Here is a 24,888-nt window from a genome sequence, read left to right on the forward strand (position 1 = left end):
TATAGAAGCAAGAGCCAGGAATCAAGAAACAAGATTTTTTACAATACATAACCAATTTGCCACATTAATCTTGGCTCATGGTTCTTGTTTCTTGCATCTGCAGTTATTGTACCATCTCCAGTGTCTCTTCAACCGAGATGCCACCGTGTGATTGGTCAAGTATACACTCGCCGTCTTTAATCAAAAGCAACTGAGGCGATTCATGGTGAACCTTAAATTCTGACGCAATTTGGTTAGATATTTCACGAAATTTGATCAGGTCAAGAAAATAAAGCGGAATGCTATCGGGCAGTTGATCCCAGTCAAGCTCAAAACGGCGTTTAGCCATCATGCTAATTGAGCAACGTGTGCTGTGCTTAAAAATAATACTGTAGCCGGGTTGTTGCTTAATACTGCTTAACTGCTCAGCCGAGTCTAATGCCGTCCAGGTCATATCTAAAATTAGTCAATTGTATAACTGTTAGCAAAAATACGCTATCTGTTACAAATGGTTTTCAGCAATTTGTCAAAATATGTCTGTATTGGTTTAGCGGCGGCGTGAATTACCGTAAGCCGGGCATAATTTATTTGAGCACGATGAGAAGGTACCTATTAAAGTGGCGGCCAGCAAGGCAATGTAAATTAGCTTTTTCATGTTAACTGCTTAAATCAAATAATTAATCGTGTAACTGTTTGTTAAGGTCAGCCATCTTGATAGCAGTTACAGCAGCTTCAACGCCTTTGTTTCCATGCTTTCCTCCGGCCCTGTCTTCGGCTTGTTGCTCATTATCAGTGGTGAGTACACCAAATATAACAGGTTTTGAATACTTTATGCTAACATTACTTACACCATTTGCTACAGCGTTACAAATAAAGTCGAAATGACGTGTTTCGCCTTGTATAACGCAGCCTAAGCAAATAACGGCGTCTAAGTTTTTGTTCTTTAATAAAATATCGGCCCCTGTTGTTAATTCAAAGCTACCCGGAACAGAATAGGTGAAAATGTTTTCTTCTAACGTGCCGTTATCAACTAAACTTTGGTAAGCACCTTCATAAAGGGCCCCGGTAATTTTTGCATTCCACTCGGCCACTACAATGCCAAAGCGGTATGCACCCGCGTTGGGTATGGTGGTGTTTGAAAAATCAGAAAGATTTTTAAGCTGTGTAGCCATGCAAAATGTTTAAAATTGTTAACAGCAGGATGTTATACGTAAAACTATTAATTATTGTTTTGCTTCAACACGAGCAATATAAGCATCAATATTTTGAGCTTCAGTGCTTGCCGGATAGTCAGTTTTTATTTTCTTATAAGCTTCTGCAGCTTCTTTAGCCTTGTTAAGTTTTTCGTAAACTAAACCTAATTTTTTAAGGTAAAACGGCGACAAAAATTTGTTGTCGGCCTTATCAGCAGCTTGTTTAAAATTGCTTTCTGCTTTATCAAACTCTTTTAATTCAACATAAGCATCGCCAATACCACCTAGTGCCTCTGCAGATACTACTTTGTCGTTGCTGCTGAAACTGTTAAGATTATCAATAGCTTTGTTGTATTCACCTTTGTTAAGGTAAGCAATACCGGCATAGTAGTAAGCTAAATTAGCGGCCTTAGTGTTGCTGTAGTTGGAAATGATTTTTTCAAAACCCGGATAGCTGGCATCGCCTTTTAAGGCTTTGTCCCATTCTTTTTTAGCCCAGTAATCCTGTGCTACATACATTTGGTTTGCAGCTTCAACCTCACGCGGAGCCAAGTATAGTTTTTGGTAAGCAATGTATATGGCTATCAGTGCAATAATTGCTGCACCAATAAATAATAAACTTTTCTGGTTCTCTCTTACGAAGCCACCTGTTGGTACATGAGTTTTTCTTTCTGGTGCAACGTTGGCATTCACTTCCGTATTTGACATTTCTATGCTAAAATTAAGTTTGCAAAACTACGTTATTCTATTTTTTTATACAATATTAAAAACCGTAAATATTTGTAGCTCTTATTTAAGCGTGTTAAAAGCTCCATTCGTCGGGTTTTAGTGCTAACTTTGAAGCCGCTTTATGTATTTGCAGCAACTATCTGTTATCAATTTTAAAAATTACACCGAGGCCGAACTAACATTCAGCAGTGGTGTAAATGCGCTTGTTGGTAATAATGGTGCCGGCAAAACCAATATACTTGATGCTATTCATTACCTGTCGCTTTGCAAAAGCTATTTTAACCCTATTGATAGCCAGCAAATAAAGCAGGGTGCCGACTTTTTTATTATAAACGGCACGTTTGAACGTAACGAATTGCCCGAAACAGTTGCCTGTTCGGTAAAGCGTAATCAGAAAAAAGTATTCAAGCGCAATAAAAAGGATTACCAGCGCCTGGCCGATCATATTGGACTCATTCCCCTCGTCATGATTTCGCCGTATGATAGCAGCATCATTATGGAGGGGAGCGAAGAGCGGCGCAAGTTTGTTGACAATGTTATTTCGCAAACAGATAACCATTACCTTGATGAATTAATTGTTTACAACAAAGTATTGGCTAACCGTAACGCCTTATTAAAGCGCATTGCCGATACAGGTAGGTTTGACCCGGGTTTGCTTGAAATTCTTGATGAGCAGCTTATAACATCAGGAACGAAGATTTTTAATAAAAGGAAAGCCTTTCTCGAAGTTTATACCAAACTATTTAATCAATACTACCAGTTTTTGAGTGAAGATGCAGAATTGGTTGAGCTTATTTACGAATCGCAGTTACTTCAAAATGATTTTGCAGCACTTTTAAAAAAGGTAGTAGAAAAAGACAGGGTGCTAGAACGTACTACGGCTGGAATTCACCGCGATGATTTGCACTTTAGTGTACACGGTATGCCATTAAAAAAATTTGGTTCGCAGGGGCAGCAAAAATCATTTTTAATAGCCCTTAAACTTGCGCAGTATGTATATCTGCAGCAGCAAAAAGGGTTTAAACCTTTGTTGTTGCTTGATGATATTTTTGATAAACTTGATGATAGCCGTATTACCAAGCTAATGCAGCTGGTGAGCAACAAGGAGTTTGGTCAGGTGTTTATTACCGACGCCAACCCCAAACGGGTTACTGATATATTCAACAAAATAAAAGTTGAGGTGAAGTTATTTGATATAAGCCGGGGAGAGGTTTCGGGGTAGTGTTAAGTCCTTTAGTAGATAGTACTAAGGTTGAAGAGTGCAGTTTTCTAATACGGTTTTGCTACTATTTACTTACTACATTTATAACTATATTCAATTAGAAAATATGCGTAAGCCTAACGATAAATCAATAAAGGAAGCAATTGAGCAAATGCTTAGTGTTTACAAAATAAAGCAGCGGTTTGATGAAACGTCAATGATTGCTGCCTGGCCCGAAATTGTAGGTAAGCCGGTAGCCAACCGCACAAGCGAGCTTTTTGTTAACAACAAAAGATTATTTTTGCGTATAGAATCATCAGTAGTAAAAAACGAATTGATGATGATGCGTTCACAAATTATAGAAAAAATTAATGCACGTGCAGGCAGTGCAATTATAGAGGAGATTATTCTTCTCTAAGCGCATGACGAACATGAGCGCCTGGCTTGCTGAAAAGATCATCACGTATTACAGCGTAAATAATTACCAGGGCTGCAGGAATATAAAATGTAAATTGCACTTCAGGATGCGCCTTAACCAGAGACCAGCTTCCAATAATAAACAACACCACACAAACTGAGTAAATAGCGGCTCTTGATGCTTTCTTCATAATGCTAATATAATAAACACTCTTTCTACCAAGAAATTATCATGCCAGCAGGCTATAAAAAAAGACCAAATTTTACCTTAAGTGAAATTTGCGTTTCTTTAAGGGTAAAATTTGGTCTTTTAGCTTGAATTCCTTAAAAGGAAAAATTAAAATTTCTCAAAAGCTGAGAAGAAGAAGCTACCTTCAATAGCAGCATTCTCATCAGAGTCAGAACCGTGAACGGCGTTAGCCTCAATTGATTCAGCATACAGTTTACGAACAGTACCTTCGTCGGCTTTGCTTGGGTCAGTTGCACCAATAAGGGTACGGAAATCAGCAACAGCGTTTCCTTTCTCTAAAATAGCAGCTACAATAGGACCTGAAGACATAAAGCCAACAAGATCTTTGTAAAAAGGACGCTCTTTGTGCACAGCATAAAACTCACCTGCTTTTTCAGGGGTTAAATAAGTGTACTTCATAGCAGTAATTTTGAAACCGCCTTTGGTAATGTGGTTTAATATAGCACCTATGTGGCCATTGCGTACTGCATCTGGCTTAATCATGGTGAAAGTTTTGTTATTTTCCATGTTTGTTTTAAAGTTGTGGCAAAAATAGAGTTTTGTTACTGAAACCTAAAGCTTTTTATAGAATTTGCATGGCGCGTTTTTGATATTATTATTTAGATTTGCACTTCTTTTTTTAGTTGATGTTAGATATAGCCTCGCTTAGCGAATTATTAAACCAGCCCCGCAAAATTGTTATCACCACGCATCATAAACCTGATGGTGATGCTATGGGTTCTTCATTGGGTTTATATAATTACCTGGTGCAGCAAGGACACCACGCCATTGTTATAGCACCAACAGACTATCCTGAGTTTTTATGGTGGATGCCGGGTAACGAAGAGGTTATCATTTATACCGAAAAAACGGAAACTGCAGCCCGGTTAATTGCCGAAGCTGAGATTATTTTTTGCCTTGATTTTAATCACCTGAGCCGAATTAACCAAATGGGTGAACTGGTGGGCGAAAGTAGTGCTGTTAAAGTGATGATTGATCATCACCTTGAGCCTCAGGATTTTGATGACTATCGTTACTGGAATATCAATGCCTGTGCAACTGCCCAGTTGGTTTACAGCTTTATAGTTGAAGAGTTGAAACACCCTGAGCTTGTTAATGCCGATGTTGCTACCTGCCTGTACACAGGTATCATGACTGATTCTGCTTCATTCCGTTTGCCAAATACTACTGCCGCGGTGCACCGCATTGTGGCTAACCTGATTGATGCAGGTGCTGTAAACTGGCGTATACACGAGTTGGTATACAGTAATGCTCCTGAAAACAGGCTTAGGTTTTTAGGCTACTGTTTAAGTAACAAGCTTGAAATTTTACGCGAATACAATACAGCCTTAATCAGCGTTACTAAAGAAGAACTTAAAAAATACGAATCAAACACCGGCGATACCGAGGGCATTGTGAATTATGCTTTATCAATAACCGGCATACGCTTAGCGGCCTTTATAGTTGAACGTACTGATATGGTTAAACTATCTTTACGGTCAACAGGCGAGTTTCCGGCAAATGAAATATGTAAAAGGTATTTTAACGGCGGCGGACACCGGAATGCTGCGGGCGGCCAGTCGGGCAGGAGCCTCGAAGAGACTATTCAACAATTTAAACAAATACTACCCGAATACAAAACACTGTTAATTCAATAAACAAACAATGAGAAAAAGTTTAATGTTTTTAACCGCAGCAGCAATTGGCCTGGCCAGCTGTAACAGCGGATTTAAAAAAGGTGACGGCGGTTTGCTGTACACTATTCATGAAGATAAAGAAGGTGCTCCGGTTAAGGAGGGTGATTTTATAAGTGTAAACCTGATTGCTAAAACTGATGCCGATTCGGTACTTTTTAACTCTTATGATCAGGGTAAACCTATGCCTACCTTGATGCCTAAACCACAGTATAAGGGTGATATTTATGCAGGTATAAGCAAACTGAGCGAAGGTGACAGCGCAACCTTCAAAATAAACACCGACTCAATGTTTAAGGCAAGCCCAACTCCGCGCCCGGCTAACTTAAAAGGTAAATATATCATTTACCAGGTTAAGGTTGTTAAAATTATCCCTAAAGGTAAGCTGAGCGATCAGGTATTTCAGGGTCGTATAACTGATTATTTTAAAGCAGAGTCGGCTAAACTTAAAGGTGTTGAGCCAGGTAAAATCAGCAAATACATTGCTGCAAATAACATCAAGGCTACCAAAACGTCTACCGGCCTGCAGTATCAAATAACCAAACCAGGCTCAGGCCCAACTATTGCTAAAGGTGATACTGCCGTAGTAAACTACACCGGTAAACTTGTTAGCGGTAAAGTGTTCGATACCAGCATCAAAGAAATTGCTCAAAAAGAAAAAACTTTTGATGCCAACCGCCCTTACCAGCCTATTCGCATTGCTGTAGGTGCAGGTGCTGTTATACCTGGTTGGGATGAAGGTTTGCAGTTGCTTAACAAAGGTGCTAAGGCAACGTTGGTTATACCATCAAGCCTGGCATACGGTGAGCAAGGCTTAGGCCCGGTTCCTCCGTTTGCGCCAATTGTATTTGATGTTGAATTGGTTGACATTGTGCATCCAAAAGCTGGTGCAGCAGCGCCAACTATGCAGTTACCTGCGCCAACTCAGGCTCCGGCAAAACAATAAAATTTAATATTATACTTTCTCCTCATTGCGAGAAACAATGCAGCTGTCGTTTTTTAAAAAACAGCATGGTTGCGTTGTTTCTCGCAATTGATGTATTAGGACATTTACAGAATGAAAAAAGCTCTTTTATTAACGGTTTTCGTAGCGGCATATATTGGTCAGGCTGCTGCTCAAGCCAACTACACCAAAACACCTAAAGGTGCGTTATACACTATTTTAAAAGCCGGCGGCGGTGCAAAAATTAAACAGGGTGAGGTAATAACCTTCCAATTTACACAAAAAAATGATCGCGACTCGCTTTTAGGTAGCTCATACCAAATGGGTAAGCCTGCAATGGTGCAGGTGCAGCCTAGCCGTAGCGTTTCAGATTTGATGGAGGTGTTTACAGTGCTTAGCGTTAATGACAGTGCACGTGTACGAATACCAACTGATTCTATTTTTGCCGGGCGCGAAGATGGGCGTCCGCCGTTTTTACCAAAAGGCAGCTACCTTAATTTTACCATAAAGGTTGAGAAAACGCAAAGCCTTGATGAGGCTATGGCCGAACGCAATGCTGCTATGGAAAAGGAAAAGACCGAACGGGCAGCCATGGCCGAAAAATTACGCGGTGAAGAGAAGGCAACTTTAGCGCGGTATATAGCCGATAATCAACTTACGCCACAAACCACAACATCCGGCTTAAAATATATCATTACTACACCATCTGCAGGCAGGAAGCCCGTAAATGGCGATACGTTACTGGTTAACTATGCCGGGCGTACCATGGATGGTAAACTATTTGATTCGAGCATTGAAGAGGTAGCAAAAGCCGGAGGCCTGCAGCAACCCGGCCGAAACTATGAGCCTATTAAAGTAGTGGTTGGAGACGGACAAGTGATACGCGGATGGGATGAGGGTTTATTGTTGGTTAACGAAGGCGCGAAAGCCAAATTCATTATTCCATCGGCCTTAGCTTACGGTGAGCGCGGAGCCGGTGCTGATATTAAGCCTTACAGCCCGCTGGTTTTTGATGTTGAGGTTGTAAAGGTAATACCTGGTGTACGCAAGAAGGCCGTTGCTAAGACGGGTGTTAAGCGAGCCCCGGCAAAAAAAGCCACAGGTAAAAGGGCTGCAACTAAAAGAAAAGTCACCAAAAAATAATATTGTGCAAAAGCCCTGCGTTAACATCGCAGGGCTTTTTACTTTCGCGCCATGGTACTAACCGATACGCATACTCATCAATATTATGAAACTGATTCTGTTAAAAAGGATGAAGTTATTCAGCGATGCATAAGCAACGGTGTAAGCAGGTTGTTTTTACCTAATGTTGATAGCAGTAGCATTGCGCAGGTGATGGATATGGTAAACCGGTATCCGCAAAATTGCTTTGCCATGATGGGATTGCACCCATGCGATGTTAAAGCCAATTGGGAGGAGGAACTCGAGGTTATTTATGCTGCCCTGCAACAAAACAAAGTATATGCTGTTGGCGAGATAGGGATTGACTTATACTGGGATAAAACCTTTATAAGCGAGCAACAGGAAGCCTTTCGCCAACAAATTGGTTGGGCCAAAGCTGCCGGTTTACCCATTAATATTCATTGCCGCAATGCATTTGATGAGGTGTATGAAGTATTAACAGAGCAGCACGATGATAAATTACGCGGTATATTCCACTGTTTTTCGGGAACGTTGGAACACGCCAACAAGATCATTGACCTGGATTTTAAACTGGGAATTGGCGGTGTTGTAACTTATAAAAATGCCGGGTTGGACAAGGTAGTTGAACAAATAGACCTAAAACATGTGGTTTTAGAAACAGATTCTCCGTATCTTACTCCCGTACCGTTCCGCGGTAAGCCTAATGAAAGCTCGTATTTGGTACATGTGGCCCAAAAGGTAGCCGATTTGCACCGTACAAGTATTGAGGCAGTTGCCGAAATTACAACTGAAAACTCCAAAACGATTTTTGGGGTTTAATGGTGTTATTAATTAACAATTTATTATTTTCAAAAGTATAACCAATTATTAAATGTGCCAGATACTGATCATCTATACCGGTGGGACAATAGGTATGATGAGCGACCCACGCACTAAAGCTTTAGTGCCCATAAATTTTGAGCAAATTATGGAGAACGTTCCTGAATTGGAGCGATTAAACTGCCGTATTAAAGTACACTCGTTTGAGGATATTATCGATTCATCAAACATGAGTCCGGCTATTTGGAGCCGCCTGGCCGGTTTAATTCAAAAGCATTACGACGAGGTTGATGGCTTTGTGATTTTACACGGCTCAGATACTATGGCCTATTCGGCATCTGCATTAAGTTTCATGCTCGAAAACCTGGCCAAACCCGTAATTTTTACAGGTTCGCAATTGCCTATCAGCGCTATACGTACTGATGCTAAGGAAAATTTAATGACAGCAATAGAACTGGCCAAGGCTAAAAAGAACGATAAAGTGCGCGTACCTGAGGTTTGTATTTATTTTGACTACAAATTATTTAGAGGTAACCGCGCGTTTAAATACAATTCATCAAAGTTTGAGGCTTTCCGCTCACCAAATTATCCGGTGTTGGCCGAGTCGGGCGTACACCTGCGCTTTAGTATAAATGATATACGCAAACCAGGCGAGGGAGACTTAATTGTGCATAAAGAGTTTACAAGTGATGTGGCCGTTTTAAAGCTGTATCCGGGCATAAGCCCTAAGGTTGTCGAAAACATTGTAAATTCTGATGTACGTGGTATTGTAATGGAAACCTTTGGGGCAGGCAATACCACAACCGATCAATGGTTTACCGATTTACTAAAAGGTGCAATTGACAGCGGAAAGGTTATCGTTGATATATCTCAATGTAAGGTAGGTACTGTTGAGTTAGGCCGTTACGAAACCAGCAAGCAACTAAAGGATATTGGCGTTGCCAATGGTTACGATATGACGTTTGAAGCCGCTATCACAAAAACAATGTTTTTATTAAGCCAGTTTGAAGATCCTAAGGAAGTAAATTACTGGCTTGAGCAGGATATTCGTGGCGAATTGACAGTTTCGTAAAGCTTTACTGAAAATCAATAAACAAAGAAGCCGTGCATGGAAACTGTACGGCTTCTTTGTTTTAAGTACTAACTTACTAATCCATAGCACTGCTGAGCAATCTCCAACTCCTCATTTGTTGGCACAATTAAAACTTTAACCTTCGACTTTGCCGTACTAATTTCACGAATGCCTTTAGAGCGGGTGCTGTTTGCTGTAGTGTCCAGTTCAATTCCTAAATACTCTAAATCGGTACAAATCAGCTCGCGTATCAGGGCGTCGTTTTCTCCAACGCCGGCTGTGAAAATGATGGCGTCAAGTCCGTTTAAAACAGCAGTATATGAGCCAATGTACTTTTTAATGCGATAGGCATACAGGTTGTAAGCTAATTTGGCCTGCTCGTCGCCTTGTTCAATGGCTGCAGTAATATCACGCATATCACTATGGCCGGTAAGGCCCAGCATGCCGCTGCGCTTATTAAGCAGGTTGCTCACCTGTTCAATGTCATAGCCTAATTGGTTAACTAAGTAAAATACCACCGTTGCATCAATATCGCCCGAGCGTGTGCCCATAATTAGCCCGCTCAACGGACCAAAGCCCATACTGGTATCAACCGACTGGCCATTGTTAACAGCAGCCATACTACAGCCATTGCCCAGGTGTATGCTGATGAGTTTGCTCTCAACCTTACCCAAGTAGTCGGCAGCTTGTTCAGTCACATACTTATGGCTGGTGCCATGAAAGCCGTAAGTGCGTATGTTAAAATCTGTATAATATGAGTTTGGTATAGCGAAACGATACGCCTTTGGGGGTAAAGTTTGATGAAATGCCGTATCAAAAACACCTATTTGCGTAGCGTTAACAAATATTTTTTCGGCTACCTCAATACCTAAATAACTGGCCGGATTATGTAATGGTGCTAATTGAAAAGTGCCTTTCAGTTCCTCTTTTACCTTGGCATCAATAATAGTAGTGGTGGTAAAACGCTCACCGCCATGCACAATGCGATGTCCAACTACCTGAATGTCGGCAGGGTCTTGTATAACGGCAAGTTCGCCTTCGGTAAGCAAAGTGTTTACTTCTTTAAGTCCGGCTTCATGGTCGGGCAGTTCTTCAGGGGTAAGTTTAATCACTTTCTCCTCGCCATCAACAAAAACCTTGTGGGTTATGGTTGGGTTGCTCAAGCCAATGCGCTCTACCAATCCGCTGCATACTGGCGTGTTAGTTGGCATCTTAAACAATTGATATTTGATAGAGCTGCTGCCCGAATTAACTACAAAGATGTTCATGTGATTTTATTTATGGTCAATAGACCATAGTTTATTGAATTATCATAGTCAATTAATCATCAACTATGAACTAAAGCTAATCTTGTTGTGCCTGAATGGCCGTAATTATTACGGTATTAAAAATATCGTCTACCGTACAACCTCTGCTCAAGTCATTCACCGGTTTGTTTAAGCCTTGCAACATAGGACCAATGGCCAAAGCACCCGTTTCGCGCTGAACGGCTTTATAAGTGTTGTTGCCGGTGTTTAAGTCTGGAAAGATAAGTACACTGGCCTGACCGGCAACCTCAGAGCCGGGAAGTTTACTTTTACCCACAATTGGGTCAACTGCGGCATCGTATTGTATTGGTCCTTCAACTTTAAGGTCGGGGCGCTTGGTTTTCACTATTTCGGTAGCGCGGCGCACTTTCTCTACATCTTCGCCCTCGCCGGAGGTGCCTGATGAGTAAGATAGCATGGCAATACGCGGTTCAATACCAAATCGCTGACTGCTTTCGGCTGATGATATAGCAATTTCGGCCAGTTGCTCGGCGGTAGGGTTGGGGTTAACGGCACAATCGCCAAATACCGAAACACGATCAGGTAAACACATGAAAAATACCGACGAAACCACTGAAATGCCTGGCTTGGTTTTAACAAACTGCAATGCCGGACGAATGGTGTGCTGCGTGGTATGCACCGCGCCTGATACCATACCATCAGCATGGCCTTTATAAACCATCATAGTGCCGAAGTACGATACGTCGGTCATCATGTCGGTAGCCATTTCCATGTTTACATTCTTGTTCTTACGAAGCTCGTAAAGCGTGTTTACATAGTCCTGGTAATATTCAGAAGCAGCCGGGTTAACAACGTTTATTTTGCTCACATCAAGGTTAAGTCCAAGGCGCTTAATGTTAGCAGTAATATCATCGGGGTTACCCAGCAGGGTAAGCGTTACTATATCCTGGCTAACTAAGCGAGCCGTGGCTCTTAAAATGCGTTCATCGTTTCCCTCAGGCAACACAATATGTTTCTTTTGGCTTTTTGCCCAATTTGTAATTTGATACTGGAACATGCGCGGCGTAATGCCTCCGCTTGGTTTGAAAGTCACAATCTGCTGATCGAGCTTGGCTACATCAACGTATTTATTAAATACGTCAATAGCCAATTGTATTTTCTTGGTATTATCGGCAGTAATTTTCGAGCGTATATTGCCAATTTCGGTAGTGGTTTGAAAGGTGCCGGTTTTAACCGCTATAATAGGTACAACAGTTTGCAAACCCTGTATCAGCCTTATAATAGGCTCTTCCGGTATCGTATCGGCAGTTAAAACTATGCCAGCAATTTGCGGATAGCTGGTAGATAGGTTAGCCTGTAAAGCGGCGATTATGATATCTCCTCTGTCGCCCGGCGTAATAATTAGCAGGTTATCTTTAATGTAGTTTAAAAAATTAGGCACCTGCATGGCACCAGTAACAAAATTATCCACCTGATTGCTCAAGCGTTCTTCGCCAAATAAGAGGGTTGCATTCAAGCTTTCACAAATCTCCTTCATGGTAGGTGCCTGTAAGGCCCGCATGGCTGGTATTATAGCAACAATTACATCATCAGGAAGTTGGGCAGCAAGTAGTTCGCGTACGTCGTCTGTTTGTTCTTCACTTATTTTATTGGCAATAACAGCAAGCACCTGTATTTCGCGAGCTTCAAAATTGCGCACCATTGTAATGGCCGAATTGGCGATTTGAGCCGTGGTTTTGTTCTCGCCAGATATTACGGCAATAACCGGTGCGCCCAGATTTTTGGCAATGGAGGCATTTACCTCAAATTCAAACGCCGAACCTTCACCCTGATAATCGGTACCTTCAATAACAGTAAAATCGTATTTGTCTTCCAGCTGTTTGTATTTGCGAATAACAGTATCAATCATTTCGCCCTGGCTGCCTGTTTCTGACTGGCGCATAGCTTCCTGCCAGCTGAAAGCATGTGCCTCATCATACGTAATAGGCAAATCAAAGTAGCTTAGTACGGTTTGTATATGATCACTTTTGTGCTGGGTAGCCGGCCGGCTTACAATGGGTTTAAAGTAGCCTATTTTTTGAGCCTTGCCCAACAACATGTTTATAAGGCCAAGAGATACGATGGATTTGCCGCTGTACGGCTCGGTACTGGTAATAAAAACGGTTTTTATCATACAGGCAGATGTGTTAGTAAGCCAATAGCTTACTTGACAAATATAGTAGCTAATAGTTCTTGTGCAATTGCTATTTGATTTGGCTTAATCGCCTCCGCAGCCTCCTCCACAACCGCTGCATCCAGATGATGAACAGCCCGAGCAGCCACTGCTGCAACCATGTCCGCTATCACTATGTCCATGCGCTTCGTGGCTATGTCCACTATGCAAATCATTACCACATGACGAATCATCGCTGTCACCACACCCTCCTGCCGAATTTTCATTTTGGCGTTGGCGTTTTTCAGTAGCGTAAATACTTATGCTTATAAATAAAAGTATCCCACAAAAAAATAGAGGAATCTTTAGATCATCAAAATTGCTGATAATGTAAGGTATAATGAAGCAAAGAGCTATGAATACAAATACGAACAGTAAAAACTGCATTTTGCTAATGGTAGAGCGCTTAACCGGCTTGTACTGGCTAACATTTATCCGCTGAAAATTAATATCTGAAAAGCGGCTTTCATTATCCAGCCATATATCTGCAGGAGGCTGAGTATCAAATTTATTTTCGTAAAGCTTAAAAGATTGTGTGTAGTAACTGTCGAACTTCTCAGCTTCGGCAATGCCACCTTTGGTAGGGTTATGGTGAACGTCCTGTCCCAAAGTGTCGCGGCAAAAATCAACCCAATATGAACGTGTGTAAGTGAGGTGCAGGTGCCAGGCCTGGTCAACGGCGTCAGACGGGGTAACACCTGTTGGTGATATACAGCAAAGGAAAATAAACTTCTTATATTCCTCAATTACGCGTTTAGTGTAAGTGCTGCTCCAGCCGTTCTCGCGTGACAGCCGGGCCGTAAAATTAGAACTGCTTTCATCATCGTCAAGATTAAAATTCTCAATCTTGCGCCATAAGGTTTGTTCGGTTTCTGTCATCATAATTTATCATGACCTTTGCCGAAAGGTATTAAGAAACTTTCACATTCTCTGATGTCAGTAAATTACTTATGCTGATTTGGTAAGTTCAGTGAGCGCATCAGTATTAACAATGGCTATGCTTTTGCCGGTTAAGCTTATGCAATTTTCATTTACCAATTCATTAATTACCCTAAAAACGGTTTCGTAGGTTGCTCCTGCGTACGAGGCAAGGTCTTGCCGGCTTAGGTTAATGTTTATTAAACCACTATCGGTTTTGCCAAACTGAGCTTGTAATTTCAACAGCGCATCGGCTACCCGGCCTTTTACCGGCATGTGTGCTAGGTTGCGCATACGGCGTTCTGACACGCGAAGCTCGTTTGCAAAAAAGTTTACCAATTGGAAAGTAAGTTGGTTGTTTACCTTTAGCGTACTTTCAAAAAACTTCATATCTATATAGCAAACCACCGAGTCTTCAAGTGCTGATGCCGATATAGGATAAATTAAATCGTCGCCAATACCCCTATGACCTAAAATAGCACCATCCTTAGCAAAACGTAAAATCAGTTCCTTATCAGCATCCCATTTTTTATAAACCTTTACGTTTCCGCTGTAAACAAAGTATATGCCCGTAACAGGGTCACCTTCCTTGAAAATTAGCTCGCCTTTTCTTAATTTGTAATTGGTTTTGTTAGCGCATATAGCCGGACGCCATTCCTCAATGCAATTTTGACACATAAAACAAGAGTTTGCGTCACAAGTGGCTTTATTTTTTTTCATTATTGCGCTTTAGTACTATAAATTAGAGTTTGTTATTAAACTATGTCTAATTAAATGACAAAAATAATGTTTAAACGCATTAAAATGTTGCATGTATATAAAATAGATGCCCTTTTGTAATGTATTTTGCATTTGAGAGTTGATTTTGATGGTTTCTGTCTTCAAAAGTGTATAATTAAAAGTAAATAGATGTTTGAGCGTCGCCATACTGTATTCCCTGGTAAAATTGTTTATTTCGCAAAGTGAGCCAAAGGTGCTACTTTGCATAATGAGTAAGTTGCAGGCTGCATTGCAGCTTTTTGATAGCTATAACCAGCAAGATCCGCGTGTGTTAAATAACGATGGCAAAAGTTATCCGCAAGAATATTTTTACGCGCTCAAATTATATGATTGGATAATAAAGCTTGATGCTGATGCTAGCAATGAATTAATTTTAGCTTCGCGATGCCAGCACATAGGCAGGTGGGAAATACCGCGCGAATCATACCCCGAAGGACGTGACGCATATTTAAAATGGCGTAAGGATTTAGCTTTACATCACGCTGCGGTAGCTGGTAAATTATTGATGAAGGCAGGCTACAACGATACAGATATAGAACGTGTAGTGCAAATTGTACTCAAAAAGCGTATTAAGGTTGATACTGATGTACAAACCATGGAAAATGCCTTATGCCTGGTTTTCTTGCAGTACCAGTATGACGATTTTAGGTTAAAATATGAGAATGAGCCCGAGAAAATGATCAATATCCTTTACAAATCATTATTAAAGATGGATGCGCATGGACACCATTTTGCATTACAACTTGACTATAGTGCAGGAGGATTCAGATTAGTGCAACAGGCACTGGTTAAAATGTCTTAATTGAATTAAATTTTTCTTAATTGTAAACACAGCTCGCTAATTATAGTTACTTTGTTGGTTGTAATTATAAGCATTACCCATTTTGACCGAGCATAGCCAACTGTTAAAGGAAATTGAGTTTTTAAAAGCAGAACGAAAGCTTTTAACGGAGCGTATTGCCCTGTTGGAATCGCAACAGGAAAACAGCAGCAGTAATGTTTTTACTGACCAGATGATGCTGCGTACAGTGGCTGATTACTTACCTGTAATGGTGTGGACTGCACAGCCCGACGGATTTGTTGACTTTGTAAATAAAGGCTACACAGCGTATTGCGGGCAAACCACTGCCGAGGCGTTAAGTGACGGTTGGGTTCATATTGTGTTTGCCGATGACCTGGATGCTACTACAAGAGCCTGGCAAATAGCCATAGAAACCGGTAATGCTTATGAAATACAATACCGGTTAAAGCGTGCAAGTGATAATTCGTTTCGCTGGCATCAGGCAAGGGCTTTGCCCATAAGTAATGCTCAGGGGCAAACTATACAGTGGTTTGGCACCATCATAGATATACACGAGCAAAAGGAGACCGAAGCTGCAAAAGACGAGTTTTTAAGCATAGCCAGTCATGAATTGCGTACGCCGTTAACAAGTGCAAAGGCGCTTATTGACTTAAGTAAACGAATGGCCGATCCGGCCGAAAAGGTATTTCAATTTGTTGACCGGGCAGCAGGACAACTCAAGCGCCTTGAAAGGCTCATTGCCGACTTGCTTGATGTATCAAAAATACATGCAGGAAAGATGGTATACAATAAAGAAAGCTTTGACTTTTCTGCCGTGCTGCAAGACACCATCTCTTTATTGCAATCAACCGCCGGTGATCATCAACTATTACTTGAGCAAAATGATGCCGTTACCATAACTGGCGACCAGGGGCGTATAGAACAGGTGATTAATAACCTGATTTCAAATGCCATCAAATATTCGCCCGATGCAAATAAGGTTGTAATACGCTCATCAGTACAGCATGATAATCTGGTAGTATCTGTGCAGGATTTTGGTATAGGGATAAACGAAGAAAACCTCAACCGCATATTTGACCGGTACTACCGTGCTGATAATAGTTACATGCGCTTTCAGGGTTTGGGGTTAGGATTGTACATAGCTGCCGAGATTATTAAAAGGCATAACGGTAGTTTATGGATTGAGAGTGAAGCAGGAAAGGGATCTACGTTTTATTTTTTATTACCGCTTAACGGCAAACAGTACTTTATAGATATAGATACCGACAACCAAACCTTTTACAAAGGCAACTTCATAACCATTAACTACAACGAGCAAATGCACTGGCTTGATGTTAATTGGTTAGGTTATCAAAATTATGACTCAGTAAAAAAAGGTTGCCTCATTATGCTCGATCTGTTAAGGAAAAACAAGTGCGCAAAGGTTTTGAATGATAACACACATGTGTTAGGAAACTGGTCTGAAGCGGCTGATTGGGGCGGCGAATACTGGTTTCCGGCAATGCAGGAAGCTGGGCTTAAACATTTTGCCTGGATTTATTCTCCAAGTACCTTTAGCAGGCTCTCGGCACATAAAAGCATCGATATTACTATGGGGAAGGTTACCGCGCAATTTTTTGACAGCCTTAGTGAGGCTAAACAATGGCTTGCTGCTCAGGCCGGGTAAGACGCTATATTAACTTATATCCGTAGCTTTCACAACGTATGATGTAATGCACGAACTTTTAAATCGCCACTACTGTAACAAAAGTTTAAGATTTATACCAAAATTGGTAAAGGCAGTATTGAATGTTTGTGAAGTATAAGGGCGGGTAATATTTGAATCGTAAAATATATTGAAGTTAAAGCGCTGGTTAATTACATAATCAATTGAAGGTCGGATGGTGATATTCTTAGCTCCTGATGAAATCTCCGCGGTTTCTACATCAGCGCGGTAAATCACAATTTTATTATCGCGCAGGGCAAAGTCAAACTTAAAGTTCAAATCATTATTGAGCTTAAAGTTGCTGAACAAGCCAAACGGGAAATGGAAATTGCGGGTACGATAACCAAAACCTACCACCATTATATTCTCATTTTGCTGCGCCAACTGGCTGTTAAGTACGCTTAAGCTAAGGGTACGACTGTTGCGGTATTCGGCGCTAAGCGTCATGCTGTTTTTAAAACGTACATCAACGCCTACAAGCGGCACAAACTGTTCAAAAAGCGTTACCTGGGTAAACTGATAAAACGGTAAGAAATCATTATTTACATCGCGCTCAACAGATGCGCCATTTACTTCGCGGTAGCGGATGAGGGAGTTATAGCTGTTTACACTGTAGGTTGAGCGATAACCGTGACGTAAATCAAAAGAATCAAAAAAGTCTTTAAGCCAGCTTACGCGGCTTAATCCGTTATAGGTAATTTGCCAGTTTGGAATGGGTATTTGCGGGAAAGAATTTAGCCCCGATTTGCCTGCGTCTTTACCGGCATAAGCGGTTAAAAATGAATTTACCAGTACATCTTGCTGGTTAGGTCCGTACCCATCGGCATAGCCGTTGGTACCAGCACCTGTGGCGTTGCTGTTTTGTGCGGCTAACCGCTGCGATATAATTTGCCTGTTGTTTAAAAGTTGTTGAAATGCCGCAGAGTTATTATTCAGTCCCCTGTCTCGGCTAAACGCGGTACCTATTGAAAGGAACGATACACTGTATGTGCCGGATGTTATGGGGCTTTGGTCTTCAAAATTATTATTGGCCGGATTAAATTTATAATTAGTTTGAAAATTACGATCGCGCGTGCGGAAGGCGGTAAGTTCTATATTTAAATCGGGTATTGGCCTTATGGTACTGCGCAGGTGCATATCCTCATTAAGCGTAGTTGTGTATAATTGATTTTGCAACGTATCGCGGCTGAGCCATCCGTTAGCAACGGCTCTTGAACGTAAATCGGCCTGGCTGCCTAATAAAAATCCTATACCCGGCGCATTTGCGCTGAAATCCTGCCCGCCAAAGCCGGTTGTTGGCAAATATCCGGGTAAAAATGTGCCTTGTGTACGCGTATACGTTGCGCCCAGGTTTTTTACGCTGGTTAGCAAGTTCACTAAAAACTTGCCGCCACCTTTAGCATCGGTATTATTAAACTTACGTATGGCACTAAACTTATTATACAAATTGCTCAGGTTAAGCGTAGGGTTAAGTTGAACCGAACGTGAGTTTTGTATGGTATTGCCGACATCATAAGCTGCATTGTCAATAGCAAATTTAGGTTGGGTTTGCCAGTTAAAGTTGGTGCTGTAACGTGCAATGGCACTTACCCAATCAAACCCCGGTATTTTACTTATAGGTAATGTATAGTTAAAGTTAATGGTGTGATTATAGTTGGTGGTACGGCCTAAACGTTTAAGGTTTTCCCAAAGCGTATCACGCTTCATTCCGTTTATACGACCGGCAGGCTCATCAATAACACCAAGGTTGGTGGCATCAATATCCATTTGCAATGATTTGGTTAAATTCCAGCCTATACCATAAACACGTGTAACGTTAAAGTTTTTGTTAAACGTTGTGGTAGGTATAGGCAGGTAATTATTAGGGTCGTTGTTACGCAGGGTATTTTCTGAATAAAATCTGTCAAAACTAATGGCAAAATTTAACCTCGACGGAAGAATGCTGAAGTTGAAATCACGCAACAGGTTCAGCATGTTGTTTTTTATTACTTTTTCTAAAGGCGTATAATACTTTGCCTGGTTAAGATAATTGTAAGCTAGGGCAACCTTGTATATCTTTTGAACATCGTTTTCGGTAATGAAGTCATGGTGCTCATACTCAGAGTAAGCATATGTAGCGTTGAGGTTTTCTACATCCCACAATTTGGCCGGTGCTGCCTGGTTTGATTTTGATTTGTGTACGTTGGTAAAGTTTATGCTTTTGCGCATGGTATAATCTTGCGCTACCCGTTTTATCTCATCTTTTTTCTCCTGTGTTGGCGCATTAGCAATAGCAGTCTTTAACTCAACATCTGGTTGTGCCGGGTTAAACTGCGGCATAGCTACCTGTTGCGATACGTTTACATACATTGGTATGCGCATACCTGTTTTTGCAGGGAAAAACTTACCTAGCTCTAAACTGCCGGCCATATCAAAAGTGTGGCTGTCATGACGGCTACGCTCGCTTACGCGCTGCTCAATTGATCCAAAACCAATGGTGGTTTTGCTGCCAGCCAAGGTAATGTCGGCAAAGTCGGCAAGTTTTGCGTTAAGACGTGCGGTTGCAGCCCAGCCACCACGCTGGTCAAAATCTGTAAGGCGTAACTCGTTAAACCACACAATGGCATTCTTATCAAACCCGCCCGCTTGCCTGTATGGGTTACGTATACCCAGCATAATAGCCCGCAAGCGGCTTAAATCGGGCTGGCCTTTAATGGTTATTTTATTGTTACCATCGGTTACCGTAAAAGGAATATTTATTGATGCAAGCTGTCCGGCTGCAATGGCGTTGTCGCGCGCAAGCTTAGCGCGGGTGAGTGCTGCCAGCTCAATATCCATGTTATTGGCGGCAGGCCATATAGCGCCGGGATCTGACGTGCCGGGGCGGGTAATTTTCAGCGGAACCTCGTACTCATAGTAGCTATCCTGGTAATCAACACCTAAACGTATAAAAGCGCTCAGGTCATTATCATTCAGCTGTTCGCCTTCGGCATGTACAAACAGTTGTAAACGTTTGTATGAGCGTAAGTCATTATAAAACGTGCGGTATGCAGCACGCGAGTAACCGTTACGCAGGTTGGTAACATTTAAAGATAATGATTGCTCATTAAGGCGCGTATCAGTACGGAGATTATTATAGTCACGCTGGCGCTCAATGCCCGGAGGCAGCACATAAGGTATTGGCGAACGATTGCCGTTAGCCTCCAGGTTCACTGCCTGTACATTCAGTACCGAAGCATCTAAAGGTGGATTGATGAGCGCAGGGTCGGCAATAACTTTGGTAGCATTGTTTTCCACGTTATAACCACGCCATTCGCCCCTCACCAGTTGAAGGGTACCCATACGCAAAACGGCGGTGTCGGCAAAGTTGGTCATAAACATACGCATGTAACGTATGGCCTTAAAATCCTGAATATTTCCCTCGCGCGAGTTATAACCAGCAATTGGAACTCTGAATTGATACCAGTTTACACTTTGTGTGGTACCATCAGGCAAACGTACTTGTGCGGTAACACGGTCGTTAATAAAGTTTTGACCAATTACCATATCCTGCGGGCGAATGGATACTTTGTATTGAAAATACTCGTCGGCCTGGCTCATGCTGTTATCTCTGTTCAAATCTTCCCCGTCAGGAAAAGATGTGGAGGCCGAGGTAGATACGCCAAGTTCGGCTTGTGACTGCTCGGCTGTTTTAGAGTTGCCCTCAGTTCCGTTGTATTTGCTGTAGCGCTGTAAGATGCCGGCACGTGATTGATCTAGTTGTGGGCCCTGATAGTACTGGTAATTATCTGAAGAAGGGTCGGCCGCCAGTGCATTGGCTGCTGCCGGGCTTAACTGAGACCTTAATTGCTGTACAAAGCCAGAAAATTTAGTTTGCTCACCGGCATCATTCAAGCCGTCTAAGCCTATATCCTGCAGCCGGCGTGCATCAGGGTTATTGTCAAAAGCATTAATTACGGGTTGCAGGCGTGGTACGCGTCCCCAAACGGTTTCGTCGGTTCCGGTAGCGCTGCCATCAGGGGGTAGGCCGTTCTCTACAGACTTACGCCCGTCTTTCAAAATATCTTCAGATATGCTTCCAAGGTTTAAATATAAATCCCCCCCTTGCGAGTTAGGTTTATAAATGAATGGATCCATCATCCAAAATTCAATATACTGAACGTTGAGCGATTCAAAATCATTGGTCTCCAGCTTACGGAACATGCCACCCCAACGGTTGCGTGGATTTTGCAGCGTACCATCGGGATTGATGCCCGTTGTGGTATAATTGTACTGACCGCGTGTATTTGGGTAAAAAGCTAAATCAAGAGTTGGTAAAATTAACGGCTGCCCCGTTACCGACTGCCGGTAGGGTAGTACTTCGGTTTCAAGTACCTGGCGCACGTAATGGTTTGATAAATCGGCGCGTGTTAAATTGAATTGGGCGGTTGATGTATAAAATATGGGGTCGATGTTGTAAAAAGCTAAACGGGCGCGGTTATAACCGTAACTTAAATCATTAAACAACCGCGATTCGTTGAACAGTTGCGGCGTTCCTGATATTTGCCAGCCAAGTGCACTTTTAAGATCGATTACTGATTGGCTGCTTTCGAAATCGTCCAGATATGACGTTCCGTTTTTTGATCCTGCAAAGTTTATCGCGCGGGGGCTGCCCGGCATTAACTGGGCGAACTCGCCCGAAAAATTGATGTATGACGGAACTTTGGTGTTGATTAGAGGCAAACGGTCAATAATGCGGGTTAACCAGCGTGACTCAGAACTATAATTGACGTCAAAACCAGCAATGGTATTTGAAACCGACTCTTCGCCAATAATTTGCTTTTGAGTGAGGGGCTGCTCAGACAGGTGCATAATGGTGGCACCTAAATTAAGCTTGGAGTTGGCCCTATAATCAAACCTCGACCCATATAGCGTTTTTTGCTGTACGCCAAAAAGCTCATTATTTTCGATGTTGACGGTAATGGGTTGACCTGATGATAGCAACGATTGGTTGAGGATACGTATGCGGCCAATGCTGTAATCAACCGTGAAATCGGCACCCTCCTGTAGGCGTAATGCCCCCGCGTTAACCACTACCGACCCTTGAGGAATGTTTACTGCATTTAACTGATACTCTGATCCGGATTGTGATGTATAAGTACCCCTGATTACATAGCGGTTGAGCTGCGGAAAATATTGTTGAGCAATGGTACGTACCGAGTCATACAGCGGCTGGTAAACATAGCGGCTTTGCAGGTTAGGGCTGTTTGACAACCGCCGAGCCAAATCGCTGCCAAAAGGCTCAATGGTTGGGAACATAATGCGCCCGTTTTGCGAATCAATGGTTATGCCTTCCAAAAAGTCAAAGTAACCATCTGGTCGCTTATCATTTTGCTGGTTAAGATTATCAAGGTTGGTAAGCTGCAGCCAAAGTTTGCCGCGTACGGTTGTATCACCTTCAGTAAGCAGTGGCTTTTCAATGTTCGATTGGTCGTCAACCCGGGCAATGGTCATTCTAAAATTTACCGGGCTAACCTGGTAAGCACCTAATGAGTAAATGTTTTTCATCATCAGGTCCCAGGTGGGCAGGTTGGTTTTCAGTATCTCATTCTTCAGCATCTTTACATAAAGTGCCTTAGGGTTTACTGCATCAACCGGTATATCGTTTGAAAATTCGCCTACCTGGTATTCCCGGCCGTTATAAGTGTAACGATAAGCTACGGCCAGCACCTCATCGTTGTTCAATGGGTAGTTAAGCGATATATAACCTAATTGTGGATGCAGGGTATATTCGCGCGTGGTAAGTTTACGTGCATAAGGCAGCTTTACGTAGTTATCGGTAGCGCCGGTAGCCTGAAAGAATGTGGCAACGTCATTTGAGTTGGTTAAACGGCCTTGATTGGGTAAAGCTTGCAGGTTTTGAAGCAAATTGTTTGATTGCTGCGTAAACCCCGGGCCAATGAAGCCCGCCGGTAAGCCCGAAGTACCACCTTGAATGCGCACAGTATTGTAAGGGCGGTTTTCGCCCAGATCGAGTAAACCTATAATATCGCGCGAATCGGTAGTAGAATTGGTACGGTTGGTAGTCCAAACCTCTACACGCGTTACCGTAACGTTTGAGCTGATAATAGGAATATTAGCAAGCGCTTTGTTATAATTATCTCTGAAGTACTGCGCCAGGAAAAAGTGACGATTAGCTTCATAATCGGCCGGAGTAAGCCTGAACTCTCCTTGCTGTGAGCCGTTGGTTATAGTAATAGTTTTAGCCTGCGAGCGCTGCTGCGAAAAAATACTGGTAACATCCAGCTTGCCAAACTTCATTTTGGTTTTTAAACCAAATAAGGCCTGGCTGCCACGAATTAACGACGTATTAAGCGGCATACTTACGGTACCGGCTTCTATTTTCTGGATAATTTCATCGGGGCGGCCGGTATAATCTAACTTAACCTGGTTTTCAAACTGAAACTGAGCATCAGTATTATAGTTGGTAGCCAGTTTAAGCTTATCACCAATGGCACCCGTAATGTTCATTTGGATGCGCTGATCAAAATTAAAATTGAATTGCTTGCGCTGGCGGGTGTTAAACAGCGGGTTTTGGTTGCTGTTTACCTGCCCTGCAAATATCAGCTGAGCTGACCCCTGCGGACGGATATCAATAGTATTACTGCCAAATATTTGCTCAAACGTACGGCTGCGTACCTTTATTTGCGGTATAAAGCCCGGTTGTTGCGAGTCATAAGCATATTTATCAGCCAGCTCACGAAAATATTCGCGGCGGTTTTGTTGTTGGGTAAGCTGCAGGTACTCGGTAAAAGTTAAATACCGTGGTGCCCGGTACATAAGGTTACCCACCTTTTCAATAAGCACATAACGGTTGGTAGCTGCATCGTACTGTATAACCCGCTCAAGGTTTGGCGGATCGGGCATGAAATCTCCCTGCCTAACACGAGCGTTGCGTGATTGCGGCTTTTTATAAGGAACCTTAATGGTAAGTGAATCTTTAGATTTAGGCTTAACCTGGGCAAAAAGAGGCCTTATCCCGCCACAGGTTAACATCAACAATCCCACTAAAACACTTGCAGCAAATTTGTTTACCGAGCTTACCAATGGTATTAAAAGCTGTAATTATAAACTTTTGAGAGCCGATTTAATTAGTTGTTCCACCGTTAAAGTTTCGGTGTTTTTACCTATTTCTGCGTCGAGTACCTTCTCGGCTGCGTTACGGGCAAAACCCAGCATAACCAGTGCAGAAAGCGCTTCATCTTTAACTGTATTGTTGGCCGGCATGCTTATAAGCGTATCCGGTCCTTCTTTGCGTAATTTATCCTGTAGCTCCAGTATTACCCGTTGGGCCGATTTAGGGCCTATACCCTTTATGCGTTGTATTTGGGTAACGTTACCTTTTACTATAGCTGTTTGTATTTCTTCGGGCGTAATGGACGACAACATCATGCGCCCGGTGTTAGGACCAATTCCCGATACCGAAATTAAATGAAGAAACAAGCGTTTTTCACTTTCATCGGCAAAGCCGTAAAGCGTATGGCCATCTTCCTTAACATGCAGCCAAACAAATAGCTTGCAGCGTTCGGCATCGCCCAGTTTTGAGAAGGTGTTTAATGAGATGTTTATGTGATAGCCTACCCCGCCAGCATCAATCACCACATAGGCTGGGCTTTTAAAAGCCAACTTGCCATCAATGTATGCGTACATGTATAATCAATAAGTGTGTGTTTATTATTTTTCGTTAAAAATAATAAAACATACGCTTATACGGCGGGCTTGTAAAAAAGATTTAGGCCTATCTTGCGGATAGGCCTAAATGACTT

20 protein-coding genes are annotated in these 24,888 nt (G+C 42.2%); 9 read left to right on the plus strand and 11 right to left on the minus strand.

The features are described 5' to 3' along the window. Positions 1–103: 103 nt before the first annotated feature. The 3 genes from ytxJ to GO816_RS06845 all read right to left on the minus strand — a co-directional run bounded on the left by ytxJ (position 104) and on the right by GO816_RS06845 (position 1,880). Positions 104–433 carry a bacillithiol system redox-active protein YtxJ gene (ytxJ, locus tag GO816_RS06835; RefSeq protein WP_157540606.1) on the minus strand — a complete coding sequence of 110 codons (330 nt, stop codon included), beginning with the start codon at positions 431–433 and terminating at the stop codon, positions 104–106. A gap of 223 nt (positions 434–656) precedes the next feature. Next, positions 657–1,151 carry a 6,7-dimethyl-8-ribityllumazine synthase gene (gene ribH / locus GO816_RS06840; protein ID WP_157540607.1) on the minus strand — a complete coding sequence of 165 codons (495 nt, stop codon included), beginning with the start codon at positions 1,149–1,151 and terminating at the stop codon, positions 657–659. A 51-nt stretch (positions 1,152–1,202) separates the two neighbouring features. Then, positions 1,203–1,880 (minus strand): tetratricopeptide repeat protein, encoded by a 678-nt coding sequence (locus tag GO816_RS06845; RefSeq protein WP_157540608.1) that lies wholly within the window; start codon positions 1,878–1,880, stop codon positions 1,203–1,205. Positions 1,881–2,022: 142 nt separating this feature from the next. On the opposite strand from GO816_RS06845, the gene recF reads away from it, so the two are divergent. Further along, positions 2,023–3,123: a DNA replication/repair protein RecF gene (recF, locus tag GO816_RS06850; protein ID WP_157540609.1), complete on the plus strand. Its 1,101-nt coding sequence runs from the start codon at positions 2,023–2,025 to the stop codon at positions 3,121–3,123. Positions 3,124–3,229: 106 nt separating this feature from the next. Continuing rightward, positions 3,230–3,520, plus strand: coding sequence for a DUF721 domain-containing protein (locus tag GO816_RS06855; protein ID WP_157540610.1), 291 nt, complete (start codon positions 3,230–3,232; stop codon positions 3,518–3,520). Here the strand turns inward: GO816_RS06855 and GO816_RS06860 are convergent. After that, complete coding sequence (locus GO816_RS06860; protein ID WP_157540611.1) at positions 3,507–3,710, minus strand: hypothetical protein; 204 nt, start codon at positions 3,708–3,710, stop codon at positions 3,507–3,509. The two genes, GO816_RS06855 and GO816_RS06860, sit on opposite strands and share 14 nt — an antisense overlap. A 146-nt stretch (positions 3,711–3,856) precedes the next feature. Then, entirely contained in the window at positions 3,857–4,276 is a 420-nt protein-coding gene (locus GO816_RS06865; protein WP_157540612.1) for a nucleoside-diphosphate kinase, read from the minus strand. Positions 4,277–4,395: 119 nt separating this feature from the next. On the opposite strand from GO816_RS06865, the gene GO816_RS06870 reads away from it, so the two are divergent. The 5 genes from GO816_RS06870 to GO816_RS06890 all read left to right on the plus strand — a co-directional run bounded on the left by GO816_RS06870 (position 4,396) and on the right by GO816_RS06890 (position 9,419). Then, complete coding sequence (locus GO816_RS06870) at positions 4,396–5,406, plus strand: DHH family phosphoesterase (RefSeq protein WP_157540613.1); 1,011 nt, start codon at positions 4,396–4,398, stop codon at positions 5,404–5,406. 7 nt (positions 5,407–5,413) lie between these two features. Then, positions 5,414–6,388 carry an FKBP-type peptidyl-prolyl cis-trans isomerase gene (locus GO816_RS06875; RefSeq protein ID WP_157540614.1) on the plus strand — a complete coding sequence of 325 codons (975 nt, stop codon included), beginning with the start codon at positions 5,414–5,416 and terminating at the stop codon, positions 6,386–6,388. Positions 6,389–6,499: 111 nt separating this feature from the next. After that, positions 6,500–7,528: an FKBP-type peptidyl-prolyl cis-trans isomerase gene (locus tag GO816_RS06880; RefSeq protein ID WP_232336507.1), complete on the plus strand. Its 1,029-nt coding sequence runs from the start codon at positions 6,500–6,502 to the stop codon at positions 7,526–7,528. A 51-nt stretch (positions 7,529–7,579) separates the two neighbouring features. Next, on the plus strand, positions 7,580–8,347 hold the full coding sequence (locus GO816_RS06885; protein ID WP_157540615.1) for a TatD family hydrolase: 768 nt from the start codon (positions 7,580–7,582) through the stop codon (positions 8,345–8,347). A gap of 52 nt (positions 8,348–8,399) precedes the next feature. Further along, on the plus strand, positions 8,400–9,419 hold the full coding sequence (locus GO816_RS06890; RefSeq protein WP_157540616.1) for an asparaginase: 1,020 nt from the start codon (positions 8,400–8,402) through the stop codon (positions 9,417–9,419). Between the two features lie 68 nt (positions 9,420–9,487). Here GO816_RS06890 and GO816_RS06895 read toward each other — a convergent pair whose 3' ends face one another. The 4 genes from GO816_RS06895 to GO816_RS06910 form a co-directional block, all read right to left on the minus strand. Then, on the minus strand, positions 9,488–10,687 hold the full coding sequence (locus GO816_RS06895) for an acetate/propionate family kinase (protein ID WP_157540617.1): 1,200 nt from the start codon (positions 10,685–10,687) through the stop codon (positions 9,488–9,490). 76 nt (positions 10,688–10,763) lie between these two features. Continuing rightward, the gene (gene pta, locus GO816_RS06900) at positions 10,764–12,860 is read right to left on the minus strand and encodes a phosphate acetyltransferase (RefSeq protein ID WP_157540618.1); all 2,097 of its coding nucleotides are present in this window, start codon (positions 12,858–12,860) and stop codon (positions 10,764–10,766) included. A gap of 84 nt (positions 12,861–12,944) precedes the next feature. Continuing rightward, a complete protein-coding gene (locus GO816_RS18695; RefSeq protein ID WP_198171437.1) occupies positions 12,945–13,781 on the minus strand; it encodes a glycine-rich domain-containing protein in 837 nt (278 codons plus the stop codon). A gap of 66 nt (positions 13,782–13,847) precedes the next feature. Continuing rightward, positions 13,848–14,537, minus strand: a complete 690-nt coding sequence (locus GO816_RS06910; RefSeq protein WP_157540619.1) for a Crp/Fnr family transcriptional regulator — start codon at positions 14,535–14,537, stop codon at positions 13,848–13,850. 268 nt (positions 14,538–14,805) lie between these two features. On the opposite strand from GO816_RS06910, the gene GO816_RS06915 reads away from it, so the two are divergent. After that, a complete protein-coding gene (locus GO816_RS06915; protein ID WP_157540620.1) occupies positions 14,806–15,399 on the plus strand; it encodes a DUF4202 domain-containing protein in 594 nt (197 codons plus the stop codon). Positions 15,400–15,481: 82 nt separating this feature from the next. Further along, positions 15,482–17,065 carry a sensor histidine kinase gene (locus GO816_RS06920; protein ID WP_157540621.1) on the plus strand — a complete coding sequence of 528 codons (1,584 nt, stop codon included), beginning with the start codon at positions 15,482–15,484 and terminating at the stop codon, positions 17,063–17,065. A gap of 69 nt (positions 17,066–17,134) precedes the next feature. Here the strand turns inward: GO816_RS06920 and sov are convergent, their stop codons facing one another. After that, a complete protein-coding gene (gene sov / locus GO816_RS06925; protein ID WP_157540622.1) occupies positions 17,135–24,118 on the minus strand; it encodes a T9SS outer membrane translocon Sov/SprA in 6,984 nt (2,327 codons plus the stop codon). Between the two features lie 69 nt (positions 24,119–24,187). Further along, positions 24,188–24,772, minus strand: a complete 585-nt coding sequence (gene ruvA, locus GO816_RS06930) for a Holliday junction branch migration protein RuvA (RefSeq protein WP_157540623.1) — start codon at positions 24,770–24,772, stop codon at positions 24,188–24,190. Positions 24,773–24,888 lie beyond the last annotated feature (116 nt).

It is taken from the genome of Mucilaginibacter aquatilis, assembly GCF_009755275.1.
Classification (GTDB): Bacteria; Bacteroidota; Bacteroidia; order Sphingobacteriales; family Sphingobacteriaceae; genus Mucilaginibacter; species Mucilaginibacter aquatilis.